The organism is Streptomyces odontomachicola, from assembly GCF_039605595.1.
Classification (GTDB): Bacteria; Actinomycetota; Actinomycetes; order Streptomycetales; family Streptomycetaceae; genus Streptomyces.
In genome coordinates this window covers 406,510-433,466 of the sequence record NZ_JBCFOK010000007.1, presented here as the reverse complement: position 1 = coordinate 433,466, position 26,957 = coordinate 406,510, and the positions used below count along the sequence as shown (strand labels likewise).

The 26,957-nt window shown below is 72.2% G+C and carries 15 protein-coding genes and 1 tRNA gene; 11 read left to right on the top strand and 5 right to left on the bottom strand.

The window, feature by feature from the left end:
• The first annotated feature begins 93 nt into the window (after window positions 1-93).
• Together ABEE00_RS16295 and ABEE00_RS16290 are read left to right on the top strand one after the other, a co-directional pair.
• Entirely contained in the window at window positions 94-786 is a 693-nt protein-coding gene (locus tag ABEE00_RS16295; protein WP_345746181.1) for a DegT/DnrJ/EryC1/StrS family aminotransferase, read from the top strand.
• 91 nt (window positions 787-877) lie between these two features.
• Window positions 878-950: transfer RNA gene (locus tag ABEE00_RS16290), tRNA-Thr, on the top strand.
• 71 nt (window positions 951-1,021) lie between these two features.
• Here ABEE00_RS16290 and ABEE00_RS16285 read toward each other — a convergent pair.
• Entirely contained in the window at window positions 1,022-3,655 is a 2,634-nt protein-coding gene (locus ABEE00_RS16285; RefSeq protein WP_345746180.1) for a SpoIIE family protein phosphatase, read from the bottom strand.
• Between the two features lie 410 nt (window positions 3,656-4,065).
• Here ABEE00_RS16285 and ABEE00_RS16280 point away from each other — a divergent pair, with 410 nt between their 5' ends.
• The 9 genes from ABEE00_RS16280 (at window position 4,066) to ABEE00_RS16240 (ending at window position 18,784) form a co-directional block, all read left to right on the top strand.
• Window positions 4,066-9,831 (top strand): HAMP domain-containing protein, encoded by a 5,766-nt coding sequence (locus tag ABEE00_RS16280; RefSeq protein ID WP_345746179.1) that lies wholly within the window; start codon window positions 4,066-4,068, stop codon window positions 9,829-9,831.
• Between the two features lie 249 nt (window positions 9,832-10,080).
• Complete coding sequence (locus tag ABEE00_RS16275; RefSeq protein WP_345746218.1) at window positions 10,081-10,800, top strand: response regulator; 720 nt, start codon at window positions 10,081-10,083, stop codon at window positions 10,798-10,800.
• A 131-nt stretch (window positions 10,801-10,931) separates the two neighbouring features.
• The gene (locus tag ABEE00_RS16270) at window positions 10,932-13,685 is read left to right on the top strand and encodes a DNA translocase FtsK (RefSeq protein ID WP_345746178.1); all 2,754 of its coding nucleotides are present in this window, start codon (window positions 10,932-10,934) and stop codon (window positions 13,683-13,685) included.
• A gap of 190 nt (window positions 13,686-13,875) precedes the next feature.
• Complete coding sequence (locus ABEE00_RS16265; protein WP_345746177.1) at window positions 13,876-14,724, top strand: helix-turn-helix domain-containing protein; 849 nt, start codon at window positions 13,876-13,878, stop codon at window positions 14,722-14,724.
• A 46-nt stretch (window positions 14,725-14,770) separates the two neighbouring features.
• Entirely contained in the window at window positions 14,771-16,300 is a 1,530-nt protein-coding gene (gene rimO / locus ABEE00_RS16260; protein ID WP_345746176.1) for a 30S ribosomal protein S12 methylthiotransferase RimO, read from the top strand.
• Window positions 16,297-17,151 carry a CDP-diacylglycerol--glycerol-3-phosphate 3-phosphatidyltransferase gene (gene pgsA / locus ABEE00_RS16255; RefSeq protein ID WP_345746175.1) on the top strand — a complete coding sequence of 285 codons (855 nt, stop codon included), beginning with the start codon at window positions 16,297-16,299 and terminating at the stop codon, window positions 17,149-17,151. The genes rimO and pgsA overlap by 4 nt, the downstream gene beginning before the upstream one ends.
• 116 nt (window positions 17,152-17,267) lie before the next feature.
• Window positions 17,268-17,786 (top strand): CinA family protein, encoded by a 519-nt coding sequence (locus ABEE00_RS16250; protein ID WP_345746217.1) that lies wholly within the window; start codon window positions 17,268-17,270, stop codon window positions 17,784-17,786.
• 130 nt (window positions 17,787-17,916) lie between these two features.
• Window positions 17,917-18,294: a helix-turn-helix domain-containing protein gene (locus ABEE00_RS16245; RefSeq protein WP_345746174.1), complete on the top strand. Its 378-nt coding sequence runs from the start codon at window positions 17,917-17,919 to the stop codon at window positions 18,292-18,294.
• A 289-nt stretch (window positions 18,295-18,583) separates the two neighbouring features.
• Complete coding sequence (locus tag ABEE00_RS16240; protein WP_345746173.1) at window positions 18,584-18,784, top strand: hypothetical protein; 201 nt, start codon at window positions 18,584-18,586, stop codon at window positions 18,782-18,784.
• Here the strand turns inward: ABEE00_RS16240 and ABEE00_RS16235 are convergent.
• From ABEE00_RS16235 to ABEE00_RS16220, 4 genes are all read right to left on the bottom strand, one after another.
• Window positions 18,732-19,508, bottom strand: coding sequence for an SDR family NAD(P)-dependent oxidoreductase (locus ABEE00_RS16235; protein WP_345746172.1), 777 nt, complete (start codon window positions 19,506-19,508; stop codon window positions 18,732-18,734). The genes ABEE00_RS16240 and ABEE00_RS16235 overlap by 53 nt on opposite strands.
• Window positions 19,509-19,541: 33 nt before the next feature.
• Window positions 19,542-20,396, bottom strand: coding sequence for an Fpg/Nei family DNA glycosylase (locus ABEE00_RS16230; RefSeq protein ID WP_345746171.1), 855 nt, complete (start codon window positions 20,394-20,396; stop codon window positions 19,542-19,544).
• Between the two features lie 283 nt (window positions 20,397-20,679).
• Complete coding sequence (locus tag ABEE00_RS16225; protein ID WP_345746170.1) at window positions 20,680-25,368, bottom strand: ATP-dependent helicase; 4,689 nt, start codon at window positions 25,366-25,368, stop codon at window positions 20,680-20,682.
• A 242-nt stretch (window positions 25,369-25,610) separates the two neighbouring features.
• Window positions 25,611-26,924 (bottom strand): alkyl sulfatase dimerization domain-containing protein, encoded by a 1,314-nt coding sequence (locus ABEE00_RS16220; protein WP_345746169.1) that lies wholly within the window; start codon window positions 26,922-26,924, stop codon window positions 25,611-25,613.
• Between the last annotated feature and the right edge of the window lie 33 nt (window positions 26,925-26,957).

Genomic DNA, 26,957 nt, shown 5'->3' with positions numbered 1-26,957 from the left:
ACAGGTCGTGGTCTCCGAACGTTGAGTTCGGAGACCACGGCTTTTTTGCGTTGTGTCACGTGGAGTTCATGTGGCGTGGACAACATCCGTGGCATGGGATCGACACGGTTGACCGCCGCAGGTGTCCGGGCCGGGGATGACGTGGTGCTGCCGTCCTTCGGGGGCGAGGAGGCAGCCGAGGCCGTGCGGGGGGTGGGCGCCCGACCGGTGTTCGCGGACATCGATCCGCTGAGCCTCTGCCTGGACCCGAAGTCAGCCGAGGCCGCCGTGACACCGCGTACCAGCGCCATCGCACCCGTACATCTCTTCGGGCATCCCGCGGACATGGTGTGCCTGCTCGAAGCAGGCCAGCGACTCGGGCTGCCGGTCGTGGAGTTCGGCGGCCCGGACGTGGGGTCGCGGGTGACGGCGGTGGACGCCGTGCGGCGCCGGCAGCATGCCGCATATCTCGACCGGCGACTGCGCGGGGTGGAGATACCCCACGTGGCACAGGGAGTTGAGCACGCGTACACGGACTATGTGGTGCGGGTGCCGGGGAACGGGCGGCCCGACCGTGACGCGTTCAAGCAGGCGTTGCGCGGGCGCGGGGTGCGGTGCCACGTACCGGTGAAGAATCCGGCGCACCGACTGCCGCAGTTCCAGGTGGACTTGTGGCTGCCGGAGACCGAGCGGGCCGTCGCGGAGACGCTGGCGCTGCCGCTCTGGGCGGGGATGACCAAGCGGGATCTGCACCGGATGGTGTCGGCCTGCAATGCGCTCGGGGGACTGCTCAGCGAACCGGCCTGAACAGGTGCGGAAGACGTCGGCGGGTGGTCGAGAGCACCCGCCGATGTCGTGTAAGGTTTACACCGCTGCGAACGCGAGAGCGAAGCGGCAGGCCCCAATAGCTCAGTCGGCAGAGCGTCTCCATGGTAAGGAGAAGGTCAGCGGTTCGATTCCGCTTTGGGGCTCTCACGAAGGAAGTTGAGCAATGAGAAGGCCCCCGCCGGAAGGCGGGGGCCTTCTTAGTTTTCCCACTCGGTCACTCGGTGGGGACGCGCATCGCGAGGATCGCCATGTCGTCGGACGGCGCGTCGCTGGCGAAGCGCTCCACGGCGCGCATGATGCGCGCGGCGACGGCGCCCGCGTTGAGCCCCGTACAGGTGGTGAGGACGTCGGCGAGGCCGTCGTCGCCCAGCATGCGGGTGCCCTCACGGCGTTCGGTGACGCCGTCGGTGACGCAGAGGAGGACGTCGCCCGGGTCGAGGGTGACGGTCTGCTCGTACAGCTCCAGGTCGTCCATGACGCCCAGCAGGGGCTGGGGTTCGGCGGCCGGCTCGACGGTACCGTCGGGGCGCAGTCGCAGGGGCAGCGGATGGCCGGCGCAGACGACCTTGAGCTCGGCGCTGCCGTCCTCCTGCGGGCGCATCTCGCCGTACAGCAGGGTCAGGAAGCGGCTGCGGGCGCCCTCGTCGAGGATGGCGGCGTTGAGGCGTTCCAGGACGGCGGGGCCGCCGAGGCCCTCGCGGCCCAGGAGGCGCAGGGCGTGCCGGGCCAGGCCGGTGACGGCCGCGGCCTCGGGGCCCGTGCCGCAGACGTCGCCGATGGCGAATCCGTACGTGCCCTCGCTGATCTGGAAGACGTCGTAGAAGTCGCCGCCGACCTCGTTGCCCTCGCCCGCGGCGCGGTAGATGACCTCGACCTCGACGCCGCCTGAGATCTCCGGCAACTCCGGGGGCAGCAGGCTGCGTTGGAGGGACTGGCTGATGGCGGTGCGCTCGGAGTAGAGGCGCGCGTTGTCCAGGGCGAGGGCCGCGCGGCGGGAGAGGTCCTCGGCGAGTTCCAGGATCTCCTGGCGGAAGCGCTCGTCGGTGGGCTTGCCGAGGGTGAGCATGCCGATGACGCGGTTGCGGGCGACGAGCGGCAGGACGACCGTCTCGCCGCCCACAGCGGCCGCTGTGGCCAGTGAGGCGCCCGGTGAGAGGTGCCGGTCCTCCTCGCCCATGACGACGCTGCGCAGCGACGTACGCAGGGCCGCGGAGTGCGCGGCGTCGGAGGGGGCCGTCCAGACGCGGGCGCCCGGGGTGGGGACCGGGTCCGGCGGGTCGACCTTGGCGAGCAGGGCCTTGAGGCTGTCGATGCGGTCCTCGTCCTCGTGCAGGACGTAGCTGAGTTTGGGGTCCGAGCCCTGGTCGGCGACGGTGTACACGGCGCACCAGGTGGCGAGCGTGGGGACGGTCATCTGGGCCATGAGCGCCAGGGTCTGGTCCCGGTCGAGGGTGCCGGCGAGCAGGTCGGAGGCCTCGACGAGGAAGGAGAGCGAGCCGCGGCGCAGCTTCTCCAGCTCGGTGAGGCGGGCGCGCTCGACGGCCAGCGCGATGCGGTCGGCTGCGAACTGGAGGCGCAGGGCCTCCTCGTTGGTGTACCGCCCCGGGGTCTCGGCGGCGACGCCGACCGAGCCCGTGAGCCGGCCCTCGACCTTGAGCGGCACCGTGACCACGGAGCGCATGCCGGTGCCCGCGAGGAGCGGGACCGCGCCCGGCACCACGGTCAGGTCCTCGTGCACGGAGGGCATGCGCGCAGAGCCGTACCGTCCGCTGCCGGCCTCGACCGGTACGCGGGCGAAGCGCTGGCGCGCGGAGGGGAGCCCGGTGGAGGCGCGCACCTCCAGCTCGGTCTCGTCGTCGGTGGCGAGGAGGAGGTACGCGGCGTCGCCGTCGAGCATGTCGCGGGCGCGCTCGACGGTGCGCTGGAGCAGCCCGTCCAGGTCGTCCGGCGCGGGGGAGCCGATGAAGACCTCGAACGGGTCGGCCGTGCCCGCCTGTTCGCCCTCCTGCTGCCGGCCGCTGTCGCCGGCGGGCGCGCGCTGCGGGGACTGCAGGACGGCGCGCTCGTGGTCGCGCACGAGCAGGCACACCGTGGAGGGCTCGCCGTCGCTGTCCCGTACGCGCAGGTGGGAGGCGTAGACGGGGATGGTGCGGCCGTCGGCGCCGCGTACACCGTACGAGCCCTCCCAGCGGGAGAGTTGGAGCGCCTCGGCGATTCCCGTGCCGGTGCCCGGGGTGTGCGGCCAGGCCGCGAGGTCGGTGAGGGGCTTGCCGACGACCTGCTCGGCCGGATAGCCGAAGAGCTGCTGCGCGCCGTCGTTCCATGCGGAGATGGCGCCGCTGCGGTCGATCTGGATCACCGCGACGTGGACCCGCGCGTCGGCCACGGGCAGCGCGGTGTCGGGCAGCGCGGGCCCCGCCGTACGGGTGCCCACGGCGCGCTCGGGCAGGTCGAGGCGGAACCACACGCGTTTGTCCGCCGCGGTGTAGTCGACGCCCCAGCGGGAGGCGAGCGCGGCGCACAGGAGCAGTCCGCGACCTCCCTCCCTGTCCGGGTTCGCGGTGATGTGCCCGGGGTCCTGGAGGGGGAGTTCGCGCTCGGGGTAGCGGTCGACGACCTCGACGCGTACGCAGTCCTCCTCGCGGAGGCAGATGACCTCGGCGGCCGTTCCCGCGTGCACGACCGCGTTGGTGACCAGCTCGCTGGTCAGCACGACGGCGTCGTCGACGATGTCGCCGAGGCCCCAGCCCTGGAGGGTGTCGCGTACGAAGGCACGGGCCGTGGCCACCGAGCGCCCGACCGGTTCGAAGGTGGCCGCGGCCCGTGCGGTGATCACTGGTCTCCCCATGGCATTCCGTTGGTGGCCGGGCGTGGTCTCCGGTGTGCGCTGCGTGGTCACTGACGCGGTGACGGTCCCCACGCCGTCGGCGGGTGCACCCGCGCGCCCGGCGCCCTGCTCTTGCCTCACCGCAGCGCCCCTCCGTTGCCCTTCGTTCACATCGCTGCCCCCTGCACCGCCGCCCGGTCGGCCGGGACACCCCGTCTCAGTGGGCGGGGGCGGATGGACAGCCGGATGCCAGGTTACTTACGTTCGCTGTATACGCGGGCGCCGGATGCCGGTGTTTTCCGTCCGGGACCGGGCGGAGAGCGGTGTGCCATGCTGCCGAACTGTTATCGCCTGGTTCGGGCAGGGTGAAACACTGGGAAGGCTCGGAGTAAAGGCCCGGGTGGAACGGACGGCCCTGCGGGAGGGACACGGTGGAGTCTGGCGCGGCGGCGCGTAGCACCAACACGCGCGCGAAGGGCGGACGCTCCCGGAAGAGCGGGACGGTCGAGGTCGATGCGGCGGCGCTGAACAGGCTGCTGTCCGCGTTGGTGTCGATGCGGGACGGCAACTTCCGCAAGCGTCTGACCGTCACCGGCGAGGGGCCGATGGCGGAGATCTCGGCGGTCTTCAACGAGGTCGCCGATCAGAACCTGCATCTCACGGGCGAGCTCGCGCGGGTACGCAGAGTGGTCGGCCGGGACGGCAAGCTCACAGAGCGGCTGGATCCCGGCACCTGCGAGGGCTCCTGGGCTTCCGCGATCGACAACGCGAACGCGCTGGTGGATGACCTGGTGCGTCCCGTCTCCGAGGTCGGCAGGGTCCTCTCCGCGGTCGCGGACGGCGACCTGGAGCAGCGGATGGACCTCCGCTCGCGGGGATCGGACGGAGCGGGTCACCCGCTGCGCGGCGAGTTCCTGAAGGTCGGCCGCACGGTCAACGGCCTGGTCGACCAGCTCTCCACCTTCACCGACGAGGTGACCAGGGTCGCCAGCGAGGTCGGTACGGAGGGCAAGCTCGGCGGTCAGGCGCGGGTGCGCGGCATGTCCGGCTCGTGGAAGGACCTCACGGACTCCGTCAACACCATGGCCTCCCGGCTCACGGCGCAGGTGCGGGACATCGCGCTGGTGACCACTGCGGTGGCCAAGGGCGACCTCTCGCGCAAGGTCACCGTGCACGTGGCCGGCGAGATGCTGGAGCTCAAGAACACCGTGAACACCATGGTGGACCAGCTCTCCTCGTTCCAGTCCGAGGTGACCCGGGTGGCCCGCGAGGTGGGCACCGAGGGCGAGCTGGGCGGCCAGGCGCGCGTGCAGGGCGTCGCGGGCGTGTGGAAGGACCTCACCGACTCCGTCAACCTCATGGCGGGCAACCTGACCTCGCAGGTCCGCGAGATCGCGCAGGTCACCACCGCGGTCGCGAACGGCGACCTGTCGCAGAAGGTCACGGTGAACGCGCGCGGCGAGGTCGCGCAGCTCGCCGAGACCATCAACACCATGACCGAGACCCTCCGTACCTTCGCCGACGAGGTGACCCGCGGGGCCAACGAGGTCGGCACCGAGGGCGTGCTCGGAGGTCAGGCGCAGGTGCCCGGCGCTGCCGGCATCTGGAAGGACCTGACGGACTCGGTCAACACGGCTTTCCGGAACCTGACGGGTCAGGTCCGGGACATCGCGCAGGTGACGACGGCTGTGGCCAACGGTGACCTGTCGCAGAAGGTCACCGTCGATGTGTCCGGCGAGATGCTGGAGTTGAAGAACACCGTCAACACCATGGTGGACCAGCTCTCGGCGTTCGGCGCCGAAGTCACCCGCGTCGCGCGGGAGATCGGCGTCGAGGGCGAGCTGGGCGGCCAGGCCCAGGTGCCCGGCGCCGCCGGCACGTGGAAGGACCTGACGGACTCGGTCAACACCGCGTTCCGGAACCTGACGGGTCAGGTGCGCAACATCGCGCAGGTGACCACGGCTGTGGCCAACGGCGACCTGTCGCAGAAGGTCACCGTGGACGTCTCCGGCGAGATGCTCCAGCTCAAGAACACCGTGAACACGATGGTGGACCAGCTCAGCTCCTTCGCCGAGCAGGTCACGCGGATGGCGCGCGAGGTGGGCACCGAGGGACGGCTGGGCAACCAGGCGCGGGTGGACGGCGTGTCCGGCACCTGGAAGGACCTCACGGACTCCGTGAACTTCATGGCGGGGAACCTCACCTCGCAGGTGCGCCAGATCGCCCAGGTGACGACGGCGGTGGCGCGCGGCGACCTCTCGCAGAAGATCGAGGTGGACGCGCGCGGCGAGATCCTGGAGCTCAAGAACACCATCAACACGATGGTCGACCAGCTCTCCGCGTTCGCCGAGCAGGTGACCAGGGTCGCCCGCGAGGTCGGTACGGAGGGACGGCTGGGCGGTCAGGCGCAGGTGCCCGGCGTGGCCGGCGTGTGGCGCGATCTGACGGACTCGGTGAACTTCATGGCCGGGAACCTCACCGCGCAGGTGCGGAACATCTCGCAGGTGGCCACGGCCGTCGCGCGCGGTGACCTCTCGCAGAAGATCGAGGTGGACGCGCGCGGCGAGATCCTGGAGCTGAAGACGACCATCAACACGATGGTGGACCAGCTCAGTTCGTTCGCCGAGCAGGTCACGCGGGTGGCCCGCGAGGTGGGCACCGAGGGCATCCTGGGCGGCCAGGCGGAGGTCAAGGGCGTCGCCGGCACGTGGAAGGACCTCACGCAGTCGGTGAACTTCATGGCGAACAACCTCACCTCGCAGGTGCGGAACATCGCCGAGGTCACCACCGCCGTGGCGCAGGGAGACCTGTCCAAGAAGATCACCGTGGACGCCAAGGGCGAGGTGCTCGCGCTGGTCACCACCGTGAACACCATGGTGGAGACGCTGAGTTCGTTCGCCGAGCAGGTCACGCGCGTGGCCCGCGAGGTGGGTACGGACGGGCAGCTCGGCGGCCAGGCGCGGGTGCGCAACGTGTCGGGCATCTGGAAGGACCTGACCGACAACGTCAACCTGATGGCCAACAACCTGACCAGCCAGGTGCGGAACATCTCCCAGGTGGCCACGGCGGTCGCCAACGGCGACCTCACCAAGAAGGTCACCGTCGAGGCGTCCGGCGAGGTCGCGCAGCTCGCCGACACCGTCAACACCATGGTCACGACCCTGAGTTCGTTCGCCGACCAGGTGACCAGGGTCGCGCGCGAGGTGGGCACGGACGGCGTGCTGGGCGGCCAGGCACGGGTCGCCGGTGTGGCCGGCACCTGGAAGGACCTCACCGAGTCGGTGAACTCCATGGCGCAGAACCTCACCGGTCAGGTGCGGAACATCGCCATGGTCACCACCGCCATCGCCAACGGCGACCTCACCAAGAAGATCGACATCGAGGCGAACGGCGAGATCCTCGAGCTCAAGACGACCATCAACACGATGGTCGACCAGCTCAGCTCCTTCGCCGACCAGGTGACGCGGGTGGCCCGCGAGGTGGGCACCGAGGGCGAGCTGGGCGGCCAGGCGCGGGTGCAGGGCGTGGCCGGCGTGTGGAAGGACCTCACCGAGTCGGTGAACGAGATGGCGGGCAACCTGACCCGCCAGGTGCGCGCGATCGCCGAGGTGGCCACGGCCGTGACCCGCGGCGACCACAACGTGCGCATCGACGTGGAGGCCGCCGGCGAGATCCTCCAGCTCCAGGGCTACCTCAACACGATGATCACCAACCTGCGCGAGACCACCCTGGCCAACCAGGAGCAGGACTGGCTCAAGGGCAACCTCGCGCGGATCTCCGGCCTGATGCAGGGCCGCCGGGACCTCAACGACGTCGGCGGGCTCATCATGAGCGAGCTGACCCCGGTGGTCTCCGCGCAGCACGGCGCCTTCTTCCTCGCCGTTCCCACCAGCGAGGACGGCGACGGCAAGGGGGTCGGCGCCGTGGAGGGCGGCGAGGGCTCGTACGAGCTGCGGATGCTGGGCAGCTACGGCTACTCGACCGGCACCATGCCGACCACCTTCGGGCCCGGCGAGTCGCTGGTCGGGACGGCGGCCCAGGAGAAGCGCTCGATCCTGGTGGAGAACGCGCCGCCCGGGTACCTCAAGATCGCTTCGGGGCTCGGCGAGGCGCCGCCCGCGAACGTGATCGTGCTGCCGGTGGTCTTCGAGGGCACCGTGCTCGGCGTGATCGAGCTGGCGTCCTTCCAGCCCTTCACGCAGATCCAGAAGGACTTCCTCAGCCAGATCGCGGAGATGATCGCGACCTCGGTCAACACCATCTCCGTCAACACCAAGACCGAGATGCTGCTGCGTCAGTCGCAGGAGCTCACCGAGCAGTTGAAGGAGCGTTCCGCCGAGCTGGAGAACCGGCAGAAGGCGCTCCAGGAGTCCAACGCGCAGCTGGAGGAGAAGGCCGAGCAGCTCGCGCAGACCAACAGCGACATCGAGATCAAGAACCGCGAGATCGAGGAGGCGCGCCAGGTCCTGGAGGAGCGCGCCGAGCAGCTCTCGGTCTCGATGCGCTACAAGTCGGAGTTCCTGGCGAACATGTCGCACGAGCTGCGCACCCCGCTCAACTCGCTGCTCATCCTCGCCAAGCTGCTCGCGGACAACGCGGAGGGCAACCTCTCGCCGAAGCAGGTCGAGTTCGCCGAGACGATCCACGGGGCGGGGTCCGACCTGCTCCAGCTGATCAACGACATCCTCGACCTGTCGAAGGTCGAGGCGGGCAAGATGGACGTGAGCCCGACGCGGATCGCGCTGGTCCAGCTCGTGGACTACGTGGAGGCCACGTTCCGGCCGCTCACCGCCGAGAAGGGCCTGGACTTCTCCGTACGGGTCTCGCCGGAGCTGCCGGCCACGCTGCACACCGACGAGCAGCGGCTGCTCCAGGTGCTGCGCAATCTGCTCTCCAACGCGGTGAAGTTCACCGACAGCGGCGCGGTGGAGCTGGTCATCCGCTCGGCGCGCGGGGACGTACCGGACCAGATCCTGGAGCAGATGCTGGAGCACGGCTCGCTGCGGGACGCGGACGCGGACCTGATCGCGTTCTCGGTGACCGACACCGGCATCGGGATCGCGGCCAGCAAGATGCGGGTGATCTTCGAGGCGTTCAAGCAGGCGGACGGCACCACGAGCCGCAAGTACGGCGGTACGGGGCTCGGCCTCTCCATCAGCCGCGAGATCGCCCGGCTGCTGGGCGGCGAGATCTACGCGGCCAGCGAGGCGGGCCGCGGCTCGACCTTCACGCTGTACCTGCCGATGAACCCGACCGAGCTGCCGCCGCAGGGCTACCCGCAGCTCGGCTCCGGCACCCTGGCCATCTCCGCCGCGGCCTCGACAGGCGCGGCGGCGGCCGAGCCTGTCGAGCAGCCGGGCCCCGCCCAGGCCCAGGAGCCCGCGGAGTCCGACGTACCGTCAGAAAGCCACGGCGGTACGGGATCTGACGGCGGGTCCGGCGCGGAGGCCGAGGACGGGGGCCACGCGCGCACGCCCGAGCAGTCGGACGCGGCGGGGCCCTCCGAGCACGCGGCGGGCGACGGGTCAGGGCGTACCGAGGAGGGCGCGGACGGCGCCGAGGCGGGCGCCGGGGCGGCCGACGACCCGGTGGAGGCCGCGGCGGCCGAGGCCGAGCGCGCGGCCGCCTCGCTGGCCAGGCGGCGGCGCCAGCGAAGCGCCGAGGCCCTGGAGGGCGTGGCGCTGCCCCCGGAGGCGCAGCCGAGCCCGCAGTCGGCGCACGGCAACGGGCAGCGCGAGACGGGCGGCTCCGGAGGCGCGCAGGACGAGTCCTGGCTGCACAGCGGGCAGGACCTGGTGGACCCCGGGCCCGGGGGCGACTTCTCGGGTGAGAAGGTGCTGATCGTCGACGACGACATCCGCAACGTCTTCGCGCTGACCAGCGTGCTGGAGCAGCACGGCCTCCAAGTGCTCTACGCGGAGAACGGCCGGGAGGGCATCGAGGTCCTGGAGCAGCACGACGACGTCGCCGTGGTGCTGATGGACATCATGATGCCGGAGATGGACGGCTACGCGACGACCGCGGCGATCCGCAAGATGCCGCAGTTCGCCGGGCTGCCGATCATCGCGCTGACCGCGAAGGCGATGAAGGGCGACCGCGAGAAGAGCATCGAGGCGGGCGCCTCGGACTACGTCACCAAGCCGGTGGACACCGATCACCTGATGTCCGTCATGCGGCAGTGGATGCACTCCCGGTAAGTGTGAAACGGTGCGCTGGTACGGTCAGATGCTGACGGAGGGTGGTCAAGGACGTGTGGAAACGCGGTAAACCGGGAACCTTTTGGTCTCTCGGGACGTTTCTGCTACGTGCACAGTGACATCACGGTGACAGGGTGTGGCGGACCGCGGGGTGCGGCTACCATGACCGGCACAAGGACGGGCGGCGGCATGAAGGAGCCGCTCCCAGGGGCGGCGTCCGAGGGGCTGCCGGGGCGAGGAGGACGGGCCATGGTGCAGAAGGCCAAGATCCTCCTGGTCGATGACCGGCCGGAGAATCTGCTGGCGCTGGAGGCGATCCTCTCCGCGCTCGATCAGACGCTGGTGCGGGCATCGTCAGGGGAGGAAGCGCTCAAGGCGCTGTTGACCGACGACTTCGCGGTCATTCTGCTGGATGTCCAGATGCCGGGCATGGACGGTTTCGAGACCGCCGCGCACATCAAGCGGCGGGAGCGCACCCGGGACATCCCGATCATCTTCCTCACCGCGATCAACCACGGGCCGCATCACACCTTCCGCGGCTATGCGGCGGGCGCCGTGGACTACATCTCCAAGCCTTTCGACCCGTGGGTGCTGCGCGCCAAGGTCTCGGTCTTCGTCGAGCTGTACATGAAGAACGTCCAGCTCCGCGAGCAGGCCGCGCTGCTGCGCCTCCAGCTGGAGAGCGGCGCCCAGCAGCCGGAGACCACCCCGCCGGAGGAGGAGAGCGCCGCCGCGGGCGAGCCGCTGGGCCTCCTCGCGGAGCTCTCCGCGCGGCTCGCGGCCGTCGAGGAGCAGGCCGAGGCGCTGTCCAAGCAGCTCGGCGACTCCGCCGACCAGGCCACGGTGGCGACCGCCGCGCACCTGGAGCGCAAACTGACCGGGCTGCGCAGGGCACTTGACGCCCTGGAGCCGGGCAACGGGGACAACGGCGGGAGCGGCGACTCCGCGCAGGTGCCCTCGCAGAACTGATCCGCGCGGAGCGGGATCGGCGGGCTCCGGGCCTGACGCTCCGTCAGCAGCGGCGAATCTGCGTCCCTTTCGCACTGCTGTGCCCCCGGGTGTCCGTGCCTCAGCCGTCCGCCGACGGTAATCTCGCCCCCATGGCCTCACGTACGTCCGGAAGCGGCAAGGCAGCCAAGAAGGCGCCCGCGAAGAAGGCTGCCCCGAAGAAGGCACCGGCGAAGCAGGCCCAGCCCAAAAAGGCGGCGGCCAAGAAGGCGCCGGCGAAGAAGACCGCGAAGAAGGCGGCGCCGAAGGGCAAGGGCAGGCCCGCGCCGAAGCCCGCGCCGAATCCGACCAATGTCGTCTTCCGCGGGGTCCGCGCCTGCTGGCTGGGCGCGGCGCACGGCGTCGGCGCGGTGTTCCGCGGCATAGGCCGCAGCGGCAAGGGCCTCGACCCCGCGCACCGCAAGGACGGGCTGGCGCTGCTGCTGCTCGGCCTGGCGCTGGTCATAGCGGCCGGGACCTGGTCCAACCTGCAGGGTCCCGTGGGCGACCTCGTCGAGCTGCTGGTCACCGGGGCCTTCGGCCGGCTCGATCTGCTGGTGCCGCTGCTGCTGGGCGGGATCGCCGTACGCCTGATCCGGCACCCGGAGAAGCCGGACGCCAACGGACGCATCGTCATCGGGCTCTCGGCCCTGGTGCTCGGAGTGCTCGGTCTCGTGCACCTGGGATGCGGCGCCCCCGGGCGCGGCCAGGGCGACGACGCGCTGCGGGACGCCGGCGGCTTCATCGGCTGGGCGGCCTCCCGCCCGCTGGTCTTCACGGTCGGCGAGGTGCTGGCGGCGCCGCTGCTGGTGCTGGTCACGGTCTTCGGGCTGCTGGTGGTCACCGCGACCCCGGTGAACGCCGTTCCGCGCCGGGTGCGCGGCTTTCTGGAGCGCCTCGGGGTGGTCGCCCCCGAGGAGCCCGAGGAGGACGCGTACGAGGACGAGGCGGCCGAGCGCGCTCCGCGCAAGCACAGCATGCGCAAGGACAACCTCGACTCCTCGCTCGCCGAGAAGGAGGCGCTGGACAGCCGCCGCCGGAGCGCGAAGGGGAAGAGGCGCGCGGCCGAGGACGAGGAGTACGAGGGCGCGGGGTCCCGGGACGCCGTGGACGTGGCAGCCGCTGCCGCGACCGCGCTGGACGGCGCCGTGCTGCACGGGGTCCAGCCGTCCCCGCTGGTCGCCGACCTGACCACGGGGGTGCAGAAGAAGCGCAAGGCCGCGAGCGGCAAGGAGGGCGCCGGGGAGGGCGCGGCGAGCGGTGCCGTGCCCGGCGCCCGCGCCGACGCCGAGCCCTCGGAGCGCAACGAGGTGCCCGACCTCACCAAGGCCGCTGCGCCCCCGGACCCGGCCGATCTGCCGCCGCGCGCCGAGCAGTTGCAGCTCGCCGGGGACGTCACGTACGCGCTGCCCTCGCTGGACCTGCTGGAGCGGGGCGGCCCCGGGCGGACCCGCAGCGCGGCCAACGACGAGGTCGTGGAGTCGCTGACGCAGGTCTTCACCGAGTTCAAGGTGAACGCGGGGGTCACCGGCTTCACCCGCGGCCCGACGGTCACCCGGTACGAGATCGAGCTCGGGCCCGGCGTGAAGGTCGAGAAGATCACCGCGCTGGCCAAGAACATCGCGTACGCGGTGGCCAGCCCCGACGTGCGGATCATCAACCCGATCCCGGGGAAGTCGGCCGTCGGCATCGAAATCCCCAACAGCGACCGGGAGATGGTCAACCTCGGGGACGTGCTGCGCACCGCGGACGCCTCGGAGGACGAGCACCCGCTGCTGGTGGGGCTCGGCAAGGACGTCGAGGGCGGCTACGTCTCGGCCAACCTCGCGAAGATGCCGCACATCCTCGTCGCGGGCGCCACGGGTTCGGGCAAGTCCTCCTGCATCAACTGCCTGATCACCTCGATCATGGTCCGTGCCACTCCGGAGGACGTACGGATGGTGCTGGTCGACCCCAAGCGCGTCGAGCTCACCGCGTACGAGGGCATCCCGCACCTCATCACGCCCATCATCACCAACCCCAAGAAGGCCGCCGAGGCCCTCCAGTGGGTGGTGCGCGAGATGGACCTGCGCTATGACGACCTCGCGGCCTACGGCTACCGGCACATCGACGACTTCAACCAGGCGGTCCGCGAGGGCAAGGTCAAGCCGCCCGAGGGCAGTGAGCGCGAGCTCGCTCCGTACCCGTATCTGCTGGTCATCGTGGACGAGCTGGCGGACCTGATGATGGTGGCGCCGCGCGACGTGGAGGACGCGATCGTGCGCATCACCCAGCTCGCGCGCGCCGCGGGCATCCACCTGGTGCTGGCCACCCAGCGCCCCTCGGTCGACGTGGTCACCGGGCTCATCAAGGCGAACGTGCCGTCGCGGCTGGGCTTTTCGACCTCCTCGCTCGCCGACAGCCGGGTCATCCTGGACCAGCCGGGCGCCGAGAAGCTCATCGGGAAGGGCGACGGGCTCTTCCTGCCGATGGGCGCGAACAAGCCCGTCCGCATGCAGGGCGCCTTCGTCGGCGACGGCGAGGTGCAGGCCGTCGTCCAGCACTGCAAGGACCAGATGGCCCCGGTCTTCCGGGACGACGTGACCGGCGGGCAGCAGCAGAAGAAGGAGATCGACGAGGAGATCGGCGACGACCTCGATCTGCTCTGCCAGGCGGCCGAGTTGGTCGTGCAGACCCAGTTCGGCTCGACCTCCATGCTGCAGCGCAAGCTGCGCGTGGGCTTCGCGAAGGCCGGGCGGCTGATGGACCTGATGGAGTCGCGCGGGGTGGTCGGGCCCAGTGAGGGGTCCAAGGCCCGGGACGTACTCGTCAAACCCGATGAATTGGATGGCGTGCTCGCGGTGATCCGCGGGGAGAATCACCCGTAAGAACCAGCGAGGCAACCGATCTCTCCGCCGGTACGTCAAGGGGAGGGAAGGTCCTGCGGGATGTGTCGGTGCCGCCGTCGCGTGGCACTCCCGATGGCGTACAAAGTCCGTCCGCCCGCTTGCCCCACCCTTTCGCACCGGACCTAGACTGAACGCCCAGCAGGTGGCTACACGCTCGAAAGGCGCCCCCGTGTCCATCGGCAACTCCCCCGAAGAGGACCGCCCTTCGGTCCCGGAAGAGAACCGGCCCCCGGTCGGTCGAGCCCTCCAACAGGCCCGTATCGACGCACGGCTGACCGTCGAGGAGGTCAGCGCGTCCACCCGGGTGCGCGTGCCCATCGTGCACGCCATCGAGCAGGACGACTTCTCGCGCTGCGGCGGCGACGTCTACGCACGCGGGCACATCCGTACGCTGGCGCGCGCGGTCGGCCTCGATCCCGGCGCGCTCGTGGAGCAGTTCAACCAGGAGCACGCGGAGGAGGCGGCCCCCGCGGCCCCGGCCTCGCTCTTCGAGGCCGAGCGGATCAAGCCCGAGCCGCGACGCCCCAACTGGACCGCCGCCATGGTCGCGGCGATCGTGGCGGTCGTCGGGTTCGTGGGCTTCACGCTCGCCGGCAGCGGCGGTGGCGGCGACTCGGGCAAGCCGGTCGCCGGGGACGCTCCCAGCAAGAACGCCAAGCCCTCCGACACCGCGCACCCCAGCCAGGGCAAGGGCGGCAAGAACGGCAAGACCGCCGACCCCAAGCCCAGCGACAGCGCGATCGCGGCCGCCCCCGCCGACAAGGTCACTGTCAAGATGACCGCGGAGAAGGGCAACAGCTGGGTCTCGGCCAAGAACCACAACGGCCGCCTGGTCCACGAGGGCGTCCTGAAGAAGGGCCAGTCCAAGACCCTCACCGACGACAAGCGGCTCGACCTGGTGCTCGGCAACGCGGGCGGGGTCAAGCTGTATGTCAACGGCAAGGAGGTCAAGCACGTTGGCGAGGTCGGCCAGGTCGAGCGCGTCAGCTACACGAAGGGCGATCCGGAAGCCGGCTGAGCCCCTGGCGGAAGGGACTGTCGGTACGACGAAGTAGGCTGAGGCCATGCCTGAACGCCGTACCGTCGCACTTGTCACCCTCGGTTGCGCCCGTAACGAGGTGGACTCGGAAGAGCTCGCAGGCCGCCTGGCGGCGGACGGCTGGGACCTCGTGGAGGAGGCCGGAGACGCCGACGTCGCCGTGGTGAACACCTGCGGATTCGTCGAGGCCGCCAAGAAGGACTCCGTCGACGCCCTGCTGGAAGCCAACGATCTCAAGGCCGCCGCCCGCGAGGGCGGCGGCCGCACGCAGGCCGTGGTCGCCGTCGGCTGCATGGCCGAGCGGTACGGCAAGGATCTGGCGGAGGCCCTGCCCGAGGCCGACGGCGTGCTCGGTTTCGACGACTACGCCGACATCTCCGACCGCCTCCAGACCATCCTCGGCGGCGGCGTGCACGCCCCGCACGTGCCGCGCGACCGCCGCAAGCTCCTCCCGGTCAGCCCCGCCGAGCGGCAGGACGCCGCCGTCGCGCTGCCGGGCCACGCGCAGGAGCCCGCGCCGGCGCCCGCCGACCTCCCCGAGGGGGTCGCCCCGGCCTCGGGGCCGCGGGCACCCCTGCGGCGGCGGCTCGGGGGCAGCCCGGTCGCCTCGGTGAAGCTGGCCTCGGGGTGCGACAGGCGCTGCTCGTTCTGCGCCATCCCCTCCTTCCGCGGCTCCTTCGTCTCCCGGCGCCCCTCCGACGTGCTGGGCGAGACCCGGTGGCTGGCCGAGCAGGGCGTGAAGGAGATCATGCTGGTCTCGGAGAACAACACGTCGTACGGCAAGGACCTCGGCGACATCCGGCTGCTGGAGACGCTGCTGCCGGAGCTCGCCGCCGTGGACGGCATCGAGCGCGTGCGGGTCAGCTATCTGCAGCCCGCCGAGATGCGCCCCGACCTGATCGACGTGCTCGCGGGCACCGACAAGGTCGCGCCGTATTTCGACCTCTCCTTCCAGCACTCGGCGCCCGGGGTGCTGCGCGCCATGCGCAGGTTCGGGGACACCGACAGGTTCCTCGGGCTGCTGGAGACGATCCGCGCGAAGGCCCCCGAGGCCGGCGTGCGGTCCAATTTCATCGTCGGCTTCCCCGGCGAGAGCGAGGCGGACGTCGAAGAGCTGGAGCGCTTCCTCGGCGCGGCCCGCCTGGATGCGATCGGCGTCTTCGGATATTCGGACGAGGACGGCACCGAGGCCGCGACATTCGCCGAGGCGGACAAGAACGACCCGGAGGCCGTCGCCGAGCGCCTCGAGCGGGTGTCCAGGCTGGCCGAGGAGCTGACCGCGCAGCGCGCGGAGGAGCGCCTCGGCGAGACCGTGCGCGTCCTGGTCGAGGCCGTGGACGAGGAGGACGGGGCGATCGGCCGCGCGGCGCACCAGGCCCCCGAGACCGACGGACAGGTGCTGCTGTCGGGCGGTGACGAGGAGCTGGGACAGGGCTCGGCCATCGGACGTATGGTCGAGGCGAAGGTGGTCGGGACGGAAGGCGTCGACCTGGTCGCCGAGGTGATCGGCGGGGTCGGCGGAGCCGCGGGAGCCGGTGAGGAGGCGAGCGGATGACGGGAATGTCGGCCTCCGCCTCCAGTGGCGGCGCGGTGGCCCAGCGCAAGACCGCGGCGACCGCACGCAAGGTCAGCCTGTGGAACATCGCCAACATCCTCACGATGGTCCGGCTGCTGCTCGTGCCGTGCTTCGCGGTGCTGATGCTGTGGGCCGGCGGCCACGACCCGGCCTGGCGGTCCTTCGCCTGGGCGGCGTTCACCATCGCGATGATCACCGACCTCTTCGACGGCGAGCTGGCCAGACGGCACAACCTGGTCACCGACTTCGGCAAGATCGCCGACCCGATAGCGGACAAGGCGATCATGGGCGCCGCGCTGATCTGCCTCTCGGCGCTGGGCGATCTGCCCTGGTGGGTCACCGGCGTGATCCTCTTCCGGGAGCTGGGCATCACGCTGATGCGGTTCTGGGTGATCCGGCACGGGGTGATCCCGGCCAGCAGGGGCGGCAAGCTCAAGACCCTGACCCAGGGCGTCGCGGTCGGGATGTATGTGCTGATCCTGACGGGACCGCTGGCCACGCTGCGCTGGTGGACGATGGCGGCCGCCGTGGTGCTCACCGTGGTGACCGGGCTCGACTACGTACGGCAGGCGTTCGTGCTGCGCAGGGCCGGGCTCGCGCGGCAGCGGGCCGCCGCGGCGGCTGCCGCCGATACGGGCGATGCGGGCGAGACGGGTGGCCGTGCGGACGCGGACGGCGGTGTGGACGCTGCCGGCGCCGCTTCCGGTGGCGGGGCGACTCCGGCGAGCGCGGTGTGCGCGGCCTCGTCCGCGTGTACGGCGGAGGCGCCGGGGGCGCAGCACCGGCCGGAGGGAGCGAACGGGCAGGCGGCCGGAGCAGAGCAGCCGTGAAGGGCGTGAACGGGGAGAACGACCGCGAGCCCGCCCCCTCGGGGGAGCCCGCGGGAGCGCGGGCTGATGACCGGGGTGGCGCCGGGACCGGTTCCGGCGCCGGCGACGAGGGCGGGCTGGCCGCGCGGACCGTGGAGCTGCTCGCGGGGCGCGGCGAGACGCTGGCCGTCGCGGAGTCGCTGACCGGCGGCCTCACCGCCGCCGAGCTCACCTCCGTACCGGGGGCCTCGCGGGTCTTCGTCGGCTCCGTCACCGCGTATGCGACCCGGCTCAAGCAGCGGATCCTGGGCGTGGACGAGGCCCTGCTCGACCAGCGGGGCGCGGTGGACGCCGAGGTCGCGCGGCAGATGGCCCGCGGCGTGCGGGAGGCCCTGGGCGCCGACTGGGGCCTGGCCACCACCGGGGTCGCGGGGCCCGAGCCGCAGGACGGGCAGCCGGTGGGCACGGTGTTCGTGGCCGTCGCGGGGCCCGACGGCGGGGTGCTCGCGGAGCGGCTGTGGCCGCACGGGGACCGCCCGGCGATCCGGGAGGCGAGCGTCCAGGGCGTACTCAGACTGCTCTGCCATGAATTGACCGAGACAGGGCGGGCAAAGGATAGGGAACAACCAGGGGGGAATGGATGTTTGCAGCCCTGAGTGAACACGACATCGCTCCCCGCACGGGCACAGCCCGAGGCGGTACGGTGGAGCCTGTAAGTTCCGGGCCCGGCACGCCGGTCGGGAACAGGCTGTGGAAGACGCCGCGCGTTGAGAGGGAGGAGCACCGATGATTCTGCTCCGTCGCCTGCTGGGTGACGTGCTGCGTCGGCAGCGCCAGCGCCAGGGCCGGACCCTGCGCGAAGTCTCTTCTTCCGCCCGTGTGTCGCTCGGCTATCTCTCCGAGGTCGAGCGCGGGCAGAAGGAAGCGTCCTCGGAGCTTCTCTCGTCGATCTGCGAGGCCCTCGACGTACGGATGTCCGAGCTCATGCGGGAGGTCAGCGACGAGCTGGCGCTCGCGGAGCTGGCCGAGTCCGCCGCGAGCGACTCGGTGCCCGCGATGCGTCCGGTGCTCAACCCGGTCTCCGTGACCTCCGTCACGGGCGTTCCGGAGGAGCGCGTCACGATCAAGGCGCCCGCAGAGGCCGTGGACGTGGTGGCCGCGTAGCGCACCGGTGGTGCGTCGCCCGCGGCCCGCGGCGGGGTACGGCGAGGTCCGTGCCCACCGCGAGGAAAGCCCCGCTGGGACCCGCTCGACGGGTCGCGGCGGGGCTCGTTGCGTTCATGCGCCGGATGGGCTCCGTGCGCTGAGCGGGCTTCGTGCGTCGGGCGGGCTTCGTGTGCTGAGCGGGGTGCGTGCGCTTCTTCGGGGGTGTGCGCCGCGTGGGTTGCTCGGTGCGCGTGCTCGTGGGGTGCGCGGGCTGCCGGGGGCGCGTGGGCTCCGTGGGCTGCCGCGGGTGTGTCAGTACGCCGTGTACGGGGTGGGCGTGCTCGCGACCCTCGGGTGGCTGTGGGCCGGGTGGCGGCTGGTCACCGGGGACGGCGGGGCGGTCGAGGCGGCGCTGCTGGCGGGCGGCTGGGGGCTGAGCGTGGTGCCGGTGCACGTCACCACGGCATCGCCACGCCGCCGTTCGGACGGAGGATCTGGCCCGTGGTGAAGGCCGAGGCGTCCGAGGCGAGGTGCAGCACGGTGTGCGCGATGTCCTCGGCGGTACCGGTCCGGCCCAGGGGTGACATGCGCGCCATCGCGGCCTCGGTCTGCTGCTGGTCCTCGGCGCTGTTCTTCGCGGTCATCGGGGTGCTGACCCAGCCGGGGGCGACGCAGTTCACGCGCAGGCCGTGCCGGCCGGTCTCGGCGGCGAGGGTGCGGGTGAGCTGGACGACGGCCGCCTTGGCCGCGCTGTAGCAGAGCAGCCCGGGGGCCGCGGCGTCGACGGCGCCTGAGGCCATGGTGACGATGCTGCCCCGGGTGCCCGTGCCGATCATGCTGCGGGCCGCGGAGCGGCAGGTGCGCAGGACGCCCTTGAAGTTGACGTCCAGTACGCGGTCGAGGTCCGCCTCGTCGGTCTCCAGCACCGGGCTGCGGTGCATGATCCCGGCGATCGCCGCGGTGATGTGCAGCGCGCCGCCGGTGCGGGCCGCGGCGTCGACGGTCTCCTGCACGGCCGCGGGGTCGGTCACGTCGGTGGTGTGCGGGTGGGCCGTGCCGCCCGCCGCCGCGATGAGGGCCGCGGTCTCCTTGATGCCCGCGGCGTCGCGGTCGGCGCAGTGCACGGCGGCTCCCGCCTCGGCGAGCAGCAGCGCGGTGGCCCGCCCGATGCCGCCGGCCGCGCCGGTGACCAGGGCGGTGCGGCCGGTGAGGTCGTACGCGGTGAGCGTCATGGGCAACGACGCTACGGAGGAGCTGACGGGGCGTCAATTGGTGTGCGCGGAGCCTTCGTTGGCCTCCTGGGCGGGGCCCGGCTGGCAGCGCGGGCAGTACCAGACCGTGCGGGCGCGCTCGGGCGGCCCGTAGGTGCCGGTGCCTACGGGGGTGCCGCAGCGGTGGCAGGGGCGGCGGGCCCTGCCGTACACCCACAGCGCCCGGTCGCTGTCGTACGGGGCGTTGCCGGGCGCGCGCAGGGCCGCCTTGGTGGTGCGGCGGTCGTACGTGTCCTTGTTGGCGTCGAGGAGGCGGCGGGCCGTGGCGAGCAGGCGCGGGAGCAGGCCCTCGCGGAGCGAGCCCACCGGGGCCCAGGGCGAGGTGCCGGCGAGGAAGCAGAGCTCGGCGGCGTAGACATTGCCGATCCCGGCCAGATTGCGCTGGTCGAGCAGGGCCTCGGCGAGGGGGCGGTCCGGCGCGGAGAGCAGGCGGCGTTCCGCCTCCTCGGCGTCCCAGTCGGGGCCCAGGAGGTCGGGACCGAGGTGGCCGAGCGCGGTGGGCTCCTCGGCGGTGCGGAGGATTTCGAGGAGGGGCAGCCGATAGCCCGTGGCGGTCTGCTCGGCGGTCACCAGCACGGCGCGGATGTGGTGCGCGGGGCCGCGGGGCGCCCTGCCGGACGGTGCGAGCCGCCAGGAACCGTCCATGCCCAGGTGCGAGTGCAGGGTCAGGCCGCCCTCGACGCGGGTGAGGAGGTGCTTGCCGCGCGGGGTGACGTCCAGGACGCGGCGGCCCGCGAGGTCGGCGGTCGCCAGGCGGGGTACGCGGAAGTCGGTGCGGGTGAGGGTGCGCTCCGCGAGGGCGGCGTGGAGGCGGCTCGCCGTGTGCCAGACGGTGTCTCCTTCGGGCATGTTCCTATTTTGCGGGTGGGGGCTTCTTGGGCGCGGGTGTTGCGTTCCGCTGTGTGCCCTGCTTTGTGCGTGTGTGCTTATGCCGCCGGACGGCTTTGTGCGCTTATGCCGCCAGTTTGGGTGCGTGGTTGCCTTTCGCTGCGGCGGATGTGGGTTTGTGGTCGCTACTGCCTTGTGCGTTACGGGCCCCCTACGACGCTCCGCGCCTCCGGCCGCCCCCCCCCTGCTTCGAGCGGTGGCGCGCCTGTGGTCGCTTCTCGCGGGTGTGCTGCTTCTTGACTGGTCAGTCTGCGCGCAGGCGTAGCCCCCTTGGGGTCGCGTGGAAACCTGACTGCTCCAGGAGGTGGGACAGCGGGGAATTCAGGGCGGGGGAGCCGTTTACGCGCTCCACCGTGACCGTGGAGCCCAGGGCTCCGTCCCGGGCCGTGGCGGCCAGCGCCTCGGCCGCTGCGCGCAGTTGGGGCGTGGCGCCGTCAGCGCCGGGGTCCTCCGCGCCGGGCCAGGCGAGGAGGGTCTTGCCGCCGCGCTCCACATAGAGCGCCAGCTCGCCGTCGACCAGGACGACGACCGCGCCCGCCTTGCGGCCCGGCTTGTGCGTGGAGCCCTCCAGGGGCTGGGGCCAGGGGAGGGCGGCGCCATACGCATTGGCCGGGTCGGCGGCGGCGAGGACCGCGGTGCGCAGCGGGCGCTCGCGCTCCCTCGCGGTGTGCACCGCGCGCAGCCGGTCCACCGCGCCGTCCATCGCGAACTGGGCCGCGCCCAGCCCCTCCACCACATAGCCGCGGCGGGCCTGACCGGTCTCCTCGAAGGCGGCGAGGACCCTGTACGCAGCGGAGAAGCCGCCCTCGACGCCCTCGGCCGTGACGGCGCCGCGGGTGACCACGCCGTGCCGGTCCAGGAGGGTGCGGGCCAGCGCGTGGGCGCGGTGCGTGGGGTCGGTCTCCGGGGCGGGGAGGAGGGACCAGCGGCCCGCGACGGTGGGAGGACCCGTACGGGAGGCGGTGGGTCTGTTGGTGCCGGTGCGGGTGGCGGCCGCGGTGAGGGAGCCGTAATGCCCGCGCGGGACCGCTCTCTTGGCGCGGTGCGCGGTGGACCCCGCGGTGCGGCCCGAACCGAGGAGGGCGCGCAGGGGCGCGAGGGTGTCGTTGGTGACCCGCCCCGACCAGGCCAGGTCCCACAGGACGTCGGCGAGCTGGGGGTCGGTGGCGTCGGGGTGTCCCGCGGCGCGCACCTGGTCGGCGATCTGGCGGAAGAACAGGCCATATCCCGGGGCGAGGACGTCCAGCACCGCCTGGTGCAGGGGCGACAGCTCCAGCGGGAGGGGCTGGGGGAGCAGCAGCGGTGCGGTGTCGGCGAGGTGGAGGGACACCCAGCCGTCCTTGCCCTGGAGCGCGCCCATGCCGGCCCACACCACCTCGCCCGAGGCGGTCAGCTCGTCGAGGAGGGAGGGGCTGTAGTCGGTGACGCGGGAGGGCAGCACCAGCTTCTCCAGCGCGGAGGCGGGGACCGGGGCGCCCTGGAGCTGTTCGATCGCGCGGACGAGGCCGTCGATGCCGCGCAGGCTGCGGGTGCCCAGGTGCTGCCACTGGGGCAGGAACGCGGCGAGCGCGGCCGGCGGCACCGGCTCCAGCTCCTCGCGGAGCGCGGCGAGGGAGCGGCGGCGCAGGCGGCGCAGCACCGTGGCGTCGCACCATTCCTGACCTGCGCCGGAGGGGTGGAACTCCCCTTGCACGAGGCGGCCGTTGGCGGCGAGGCGGTGCAGCGCCCCGTCGGCGACGGCCTGGCCGAGACCGAAGCGGGCGGCGGCCTCGGCGGTGGTGAACGGGCCGTGGGTGCGGGCATAGCGGGAGAGGAGATCGCCGAGGGGGTCGGCGACCGGCTCGGTGAACGCCTCGGGGACGCCGACCGGGAGGGCCGCGCCGAGCGCGTCGCGCAGGCGGCCCGCGTCCTCGATGGCGCACCAGTGCTCCGTACCCGCGATGCGGATGCGCAGGGCGCGGCGCGCGGCCTCCAGCTCCTCGGGCCAGGACGGGTCGGCGCCGCGCTCGGCCAGCTCGGGGCCGGTGAGCGGGCCCAGGAGCCGGAGCAGGTCGGCGACGCCCTCGGCGTCCTTGACGCGGCGGTCCTCGGTGAGCCACTGGAGCTCGCGCTCCAGCTCGTGGAGGACGTCGGGGTCGAGGAGCTCGCGCAGCTCGGCCTGGCCCAGCAGCTCCGACAGCAGCCGGGAGTCGAGGGAGAGCGCCGCGGCACGGCGCTCGGCGAGGGGGGAGTCGCCCTCGTACAGATACTGCGCGACGTAGCCGAAGAGCAGGGAGCGGGCGAAGGGGGAGGGCTCGGGGGTGGTGACCTCGACCATGCGGACGCGGCGCGCCTCGATGTCGCCCATCAGCTCCTTGAGGCCCGGCACGTCGAAGACGTCCTGGAGGCATTCGCGCACGGCCTCCAGGACGATCGGGAACGAGCCGAAGTCGCTGGCCACCTGGAGCAGTTGGGCCGCGCGCTGGCGCTGCTGCCACAGCGGGGTGCGCTTGCCCGGATTGCGCCGGGGCAGCAGCAGCGCGCGGGCCGCGCACTCGCGGAAGCGTGCCGCGAACAGCGCCGAGCCGCCGACCTGATCGGTCACCGTCTGCTCGATCTCGTCCCTGTCGAAGAGGACGTCGGAGGCGCCCACGGGGGCCTGCTCCGGATCGTACGTACGGTCGTCGGCGCCCGAACCCGTCGCGGGGGCCGCGTCGTCCAGCAGGTCCAGGCCCAGCAGGTCGGCGTCGGGCAGGCGCAGGACGATGCCGTCGTCGGCGTGCATGACCTGGGCGTCCATGCCATACCGCTCCTGCAGCCTGGCGCCGAGTGCGAGTGCCCACGGGGCGTGCACCTGGGCGCCGAAGGGGGAGTGCACGACCACGCGCCAGTCGCCCAGCTCGTCGCGGAAGCGCTCGACCACGATGGTGCGGTCGTCGGGGATGTGGCCCGCGGCCTCGCGCTGCTCCTTGAGATAGGCGAGGTAATTGCGCACGGCGAGCTCGTCCAGGCCCGCCGCGGTCAGCCGGGCGTGTGCGGCGTCGGGGGCGAGGGCGCCGGTCTCGCGGAGGAAGGCGCCGAGGGCCCGGCCCAGCTCGAGCGGGCGGCCGAGCTGGTCGCCCTTCCAGAACGGGAGGCGGCCCGGGACGCCCGGTGCGGGGGACACCAGGACCCGGTCCCTGGTGATGTCCTCGATGCGCCAGGAGGTCGTGCCGAGGGTGAAGACGTCGCCGACCCGCGACTCGTACACCATCTCCTCGTCCAGCTCGCCGACGCGGCCGCCGCCCTTCTTCGGGTCCGCGCCCGCGAGGAAGACGCCGAACAGGCCGCGGTCCGGGATCGTGCCGCCGGAGGTGACGGCGAGCCGCTGCGCGCCGGGGCGCCCGCTCACCGTGTGCGCGACCCGGTCCCACACCACGCGCGGGCGGAGCTCGGCGAAGGCGTCGGAGGGATAGCGCCCGGCGAGCATGTCCAGCACGGAGTGGAACGCGGATTCGGGGAGCGCGGAGAACGGCGCCGCGCCCCGCACGAGGGCGAGCAGCTCGTCCACGTCCCAGGTGTCCATGGAGGTGATCGCGACGAGCTGCTGGGCCAGCACGTCCAGCGGGTTGGCGGGGACGTGCAGGGCCTCGATGGCGCCCTCCCGCATCCGCTCGGTGACCACGGCCGACTGGACCAGATCCCCGCGGTACTTCGGGAAGACGACGCCCGAGGAGACCGCGCCGACCTGGTGGCCCGCGCGGCCGACCCGCTGGAGGCCGGAGGCGACCGAGGGCGGCGACTCGACCTGCACGACGAGGTCCACCGCGCCCATGTCGATGCCCAGCTCCAGGCTGGAGGTGGCCACCACGGCGGGCAGCCGCCCCGACTTGAGGTCCTCCTCGACCACGGCGCGCTGCTCCTTGGAGACCGAGCCGTGGTGCGCCTTGGCGATCAGCGCGGGGGCGCCCTTCTCCGCGCCCGCGTTGCCCATGAGCTCGGCCGGTGAGTGGTGCTCGGGGAGGGGCTCGCCGGTGGTGCGCTCATACACGATCTCGTTGAGGCGGTTGCACAGACGCTCGGCGATGCGGCGGGAATTGGCGAACACGATGGTCGAGCGGTGCGCCTGCACGAGATCGACGATGCGCTCCTCGACCGAGGGCCAGATGGAGGGCTTGGCGCCGCCGCCAGGGCCGTCGCCGCCCGCCTCCTGCGCGGGCGAGGCGGCGAGCTCGCCCATGTCCTCGACCGGGACGACCACCGAGAGGTCGAAGCGCTTGCCGGACGGGGGCTGGATGACCTTGGCATTCCGCTGCGGGGAGAGGAAGCGGGCCACCTCGTCGACCGGGCGGACGGTGGCGGACAGGCCGATGCGGCGGGCCGGCTTGTCGAGCATGCGGTCCAGCCGCTCCAGGGAGAGCGCGAGGTGGGCGCCGCGCTTGGTGCCCGCGACCGCGTGCACCTCGTCGAGGATCACCGTCTGCACGCCGGAGAGCGCGTCCCTGCTCGCCGAGGTCAGCATCAGGAACAGGGACTCGGGCGTGGTGATCAGGATGTCCGGCGGGCGGCGCGCGAGGGAGCGGCGCTCGGCCGCCGGGGTGTCCCCGGAGCGGATGCCGACGCGGATGTCCGGCTCGGGCAGGCCGAGGCGTACGGATTCCTGGCGGATGCCCGTGAGGGGGCTGCGGAGGTTGCGCTCCACGTCCACGGCGAGGGCCTTGAGGGGGGAGACGTAGAGCACGCGGCAGCGCTTGAGCGCGTCGGCGGGGGGCGGGGTCGCCGCCAGGTGGTCGAGGGAGGAGAGGAAGGCGGCGAGCGTCTTGCCGGAGCCCGTGGGGGCGACGACCAGGGCGTCCGACTCCTCGGCGAGGGCGTGCCAGGCGCCCTCCTGTGCGGGGGTGGGGCCGGTGAAGGCGCCGGTGAACCATGCCCTGGTCGCTGGGGAGAAGTGGTCTAGTGCGGGTTCGCTCGCCATGGGGTCCATCGTGCATCTTGGGTCTGACAACGGCCCCGTTTGCGTGTGGAGCTCGCCGCTACGGGATGAGGGCCGGTGCCCCCGGACCCTTCGGGGCTTCGCCCCGGACCCCCTTTTGAGCGGGGCTTCGCCCCGGCCCCTTTTCGCTGTGGGTGCGTGGGGCCGGGGGCTGCGGTTCCGGTGTGCCCACCCGTTCCGCCCCTTGCGGAACGACTGCCCACACCTCGGTGGGGGGGGGACGGTCAGCAGTCGTCTATCAAGCCGACTGTGAAGTTCGGGGTGCTGTTGGTGGGGGAGCCTGCTGCCCAGTTGTAGATTCCGCGGGCCATCGTGGAGGTCTCGGACGCCGCTCGGTGCGCGTAGATCTCGGAGCGGGTCTTGGCCACCTCGGGGTCGTCGGGGGCCGCCTGGCCGGCGAACTCGGCGAAGTGCGTGGCCAGGCGCGGCTCGCCGGCCTCCAGGAGCGCGTGCGCGCGCTCCGCGAGCCGCTCCGCGCCACCGGCCGCCTCCGCGATCTCGGCCGCGAGCGCCGCGTCGGGGGCCGGCTTGAGGTGGGCCGGGTTCTGGTCGTACCAGCCTCCCCACAGGCGCCACAGATTGCGGACCACGAACTCCGGCTCGTCGTACGCCGGGTGGAGATACGGCTTGTCCAGCAGTTCCTGCGGGACCCGCACGCCGTGCAGCACCTCGTCCAGCCGCTTCCCCTCGTTCATCAGCGCGCGGGTCTGCTCGCACAGCGTCTCCAGCAGCGCCGCGCTGTCGCCGAGCGCCTGGTCGACGCGGTCCGCGCCGGTGATCGGCACACCGTGTCCCGGCAGCAGCACCTCGGCGCCGAGCCGCTGCATCTCGCGCAGGGCCGCCGCCCACTCCTCGGGGTAGCGCTGCACCTTCTGCGGGTTGCCCGCGTTGGGCGCGTTCCAGATGAACAGGTCGCCCGTGCACAGCGTGCGCAGCTCGGGGATCCACACGTACGTGGCGTCGTCGGTCTCGCCGCGCGCGTGCACCAGCTCGAAGGTGAGCGCGCCGCGCCGCACGGTCGTCCTGTCCCGGTACGTGGTGTCCGGGTAGCGGTAGCTGGTCGGCCATCGGAGGGCCGGCACACCGAACTGCCGCCGGTTGATCCACGCGTTGTAGCCCGCCGTGTCCACGTACCGGTCGAAGCGCTCGGCGATCAGTTCGTGCCCGATGACCTGGGGCGGTTCGGTCCCGCGCTCCGCCGCCTCGCGGTCGAAGGGCGCGACGCCGAAGACGTGGTCCACGTGGCCGTGCGTGAAGACCACGCCGCGCACCGGCGCGGAGGACCAGCCGCGCACCGCCTCATGCAGGGTCTCCGCCGTGCGGACGTCGCCGGAGTCGACCAGGACCAGGCCGTCGCCGGTGTCGAAGACCGCCACGTTCGCGAACGCCGGGAAGAAGCCTGTGCGTTCGCCGAGGCGCACCAGCTCGGGGCCGGTGAACTCGCCGGTCAGGTGCGCGCGCAGGCTCTCCTCGCCGCGCCACACGCGGTCCGCGTACGCGGCGTACCCGTCATGTCCGCCGGCCTTGTGCTCCGTCATAGTGTGTGCCTCCTCGCCTTCCGCTGGGATCTT

Bases quoted from the DNA above. Each gene is read 5' to 3' on its own strand.
- rimO (WP_345746176.1), top strand. From the start codon at position 14,771: ATGCCTGAACGCCGTACCGTCGCACTTGTCACCCTCGGTTGCGCCCGT.
- ABEE00_RS16220 (WP_345746169.1), bottom strand. From the start codon at position 26,924: ATGACGGAGCACAAGGCCGGCGGACATGACGGGTACGCCGCGTACGCG.
- ABEE00_RS16275 (WP_345746218.1), top strand. From the start codon at position 10,081: ATGGTGCAGAAGGCCAAGATCCTCCTGGTCGATGACCGGCCGGAGAAT.
- ABEE00_RS16270 (WP_345746178.1), top strand. From the start codon at position 10,932: ATGGCCTCACGTACGTCCGGAAGCGGCAAGGCAGCCAAGAAGGCGCCC.
- ABEE00_RS16230 (WP_345746171.1), bottom strand. From the start codon at position 20,396: ATGCCCGAAGGAGACACCGTCTGGCACACGGCGAGCCGCCTCCACGCC.
- ABEE00_RS16245 (WP_345746174.1), top strand. From the start codon at position 17,917: ATGATTCTGCTCCGTCGCCTGCTGGGTGACGTGCTGCGTCGGCAGCGC.
- ABEE00_RS16295 (WP_345746181.1), top strand. From the start codon at position 94: ATGGGATCGACACGGTTGACCGCCGCAGGTGTCCGGGCCGGGGATGAC.
- ABEE00_RS16285 (WP_345746180.1), bottom strand. From the start codon at position 3,655: ATGGGGAGACCAGTGATCACCGCACGGGCCGCGGCCACCTTCGAACCG.
- ABEE00_RS16225 (WP_345746170.1), bottom strand. From the start codon at position 25,368: ATGGCGAGCGAACCCGCACTAGACCACTTCTCCCCAGCGACCAGGGCA.
- pgsA (WP_345746175.1), top strand. From the start codon at position 16,297: ATGACGGGAATGTCGGCCTCCGCCTCCAGTGGCGGCGCGGTGGCCCAG.
- ABEE00_RS16235 (WP_345746172.1), bottom strand. From the start codon at position 19,508: ATGACGCTCACCGCGTACGACCTCACCGGCCGCACCGCCCTGGTCACC.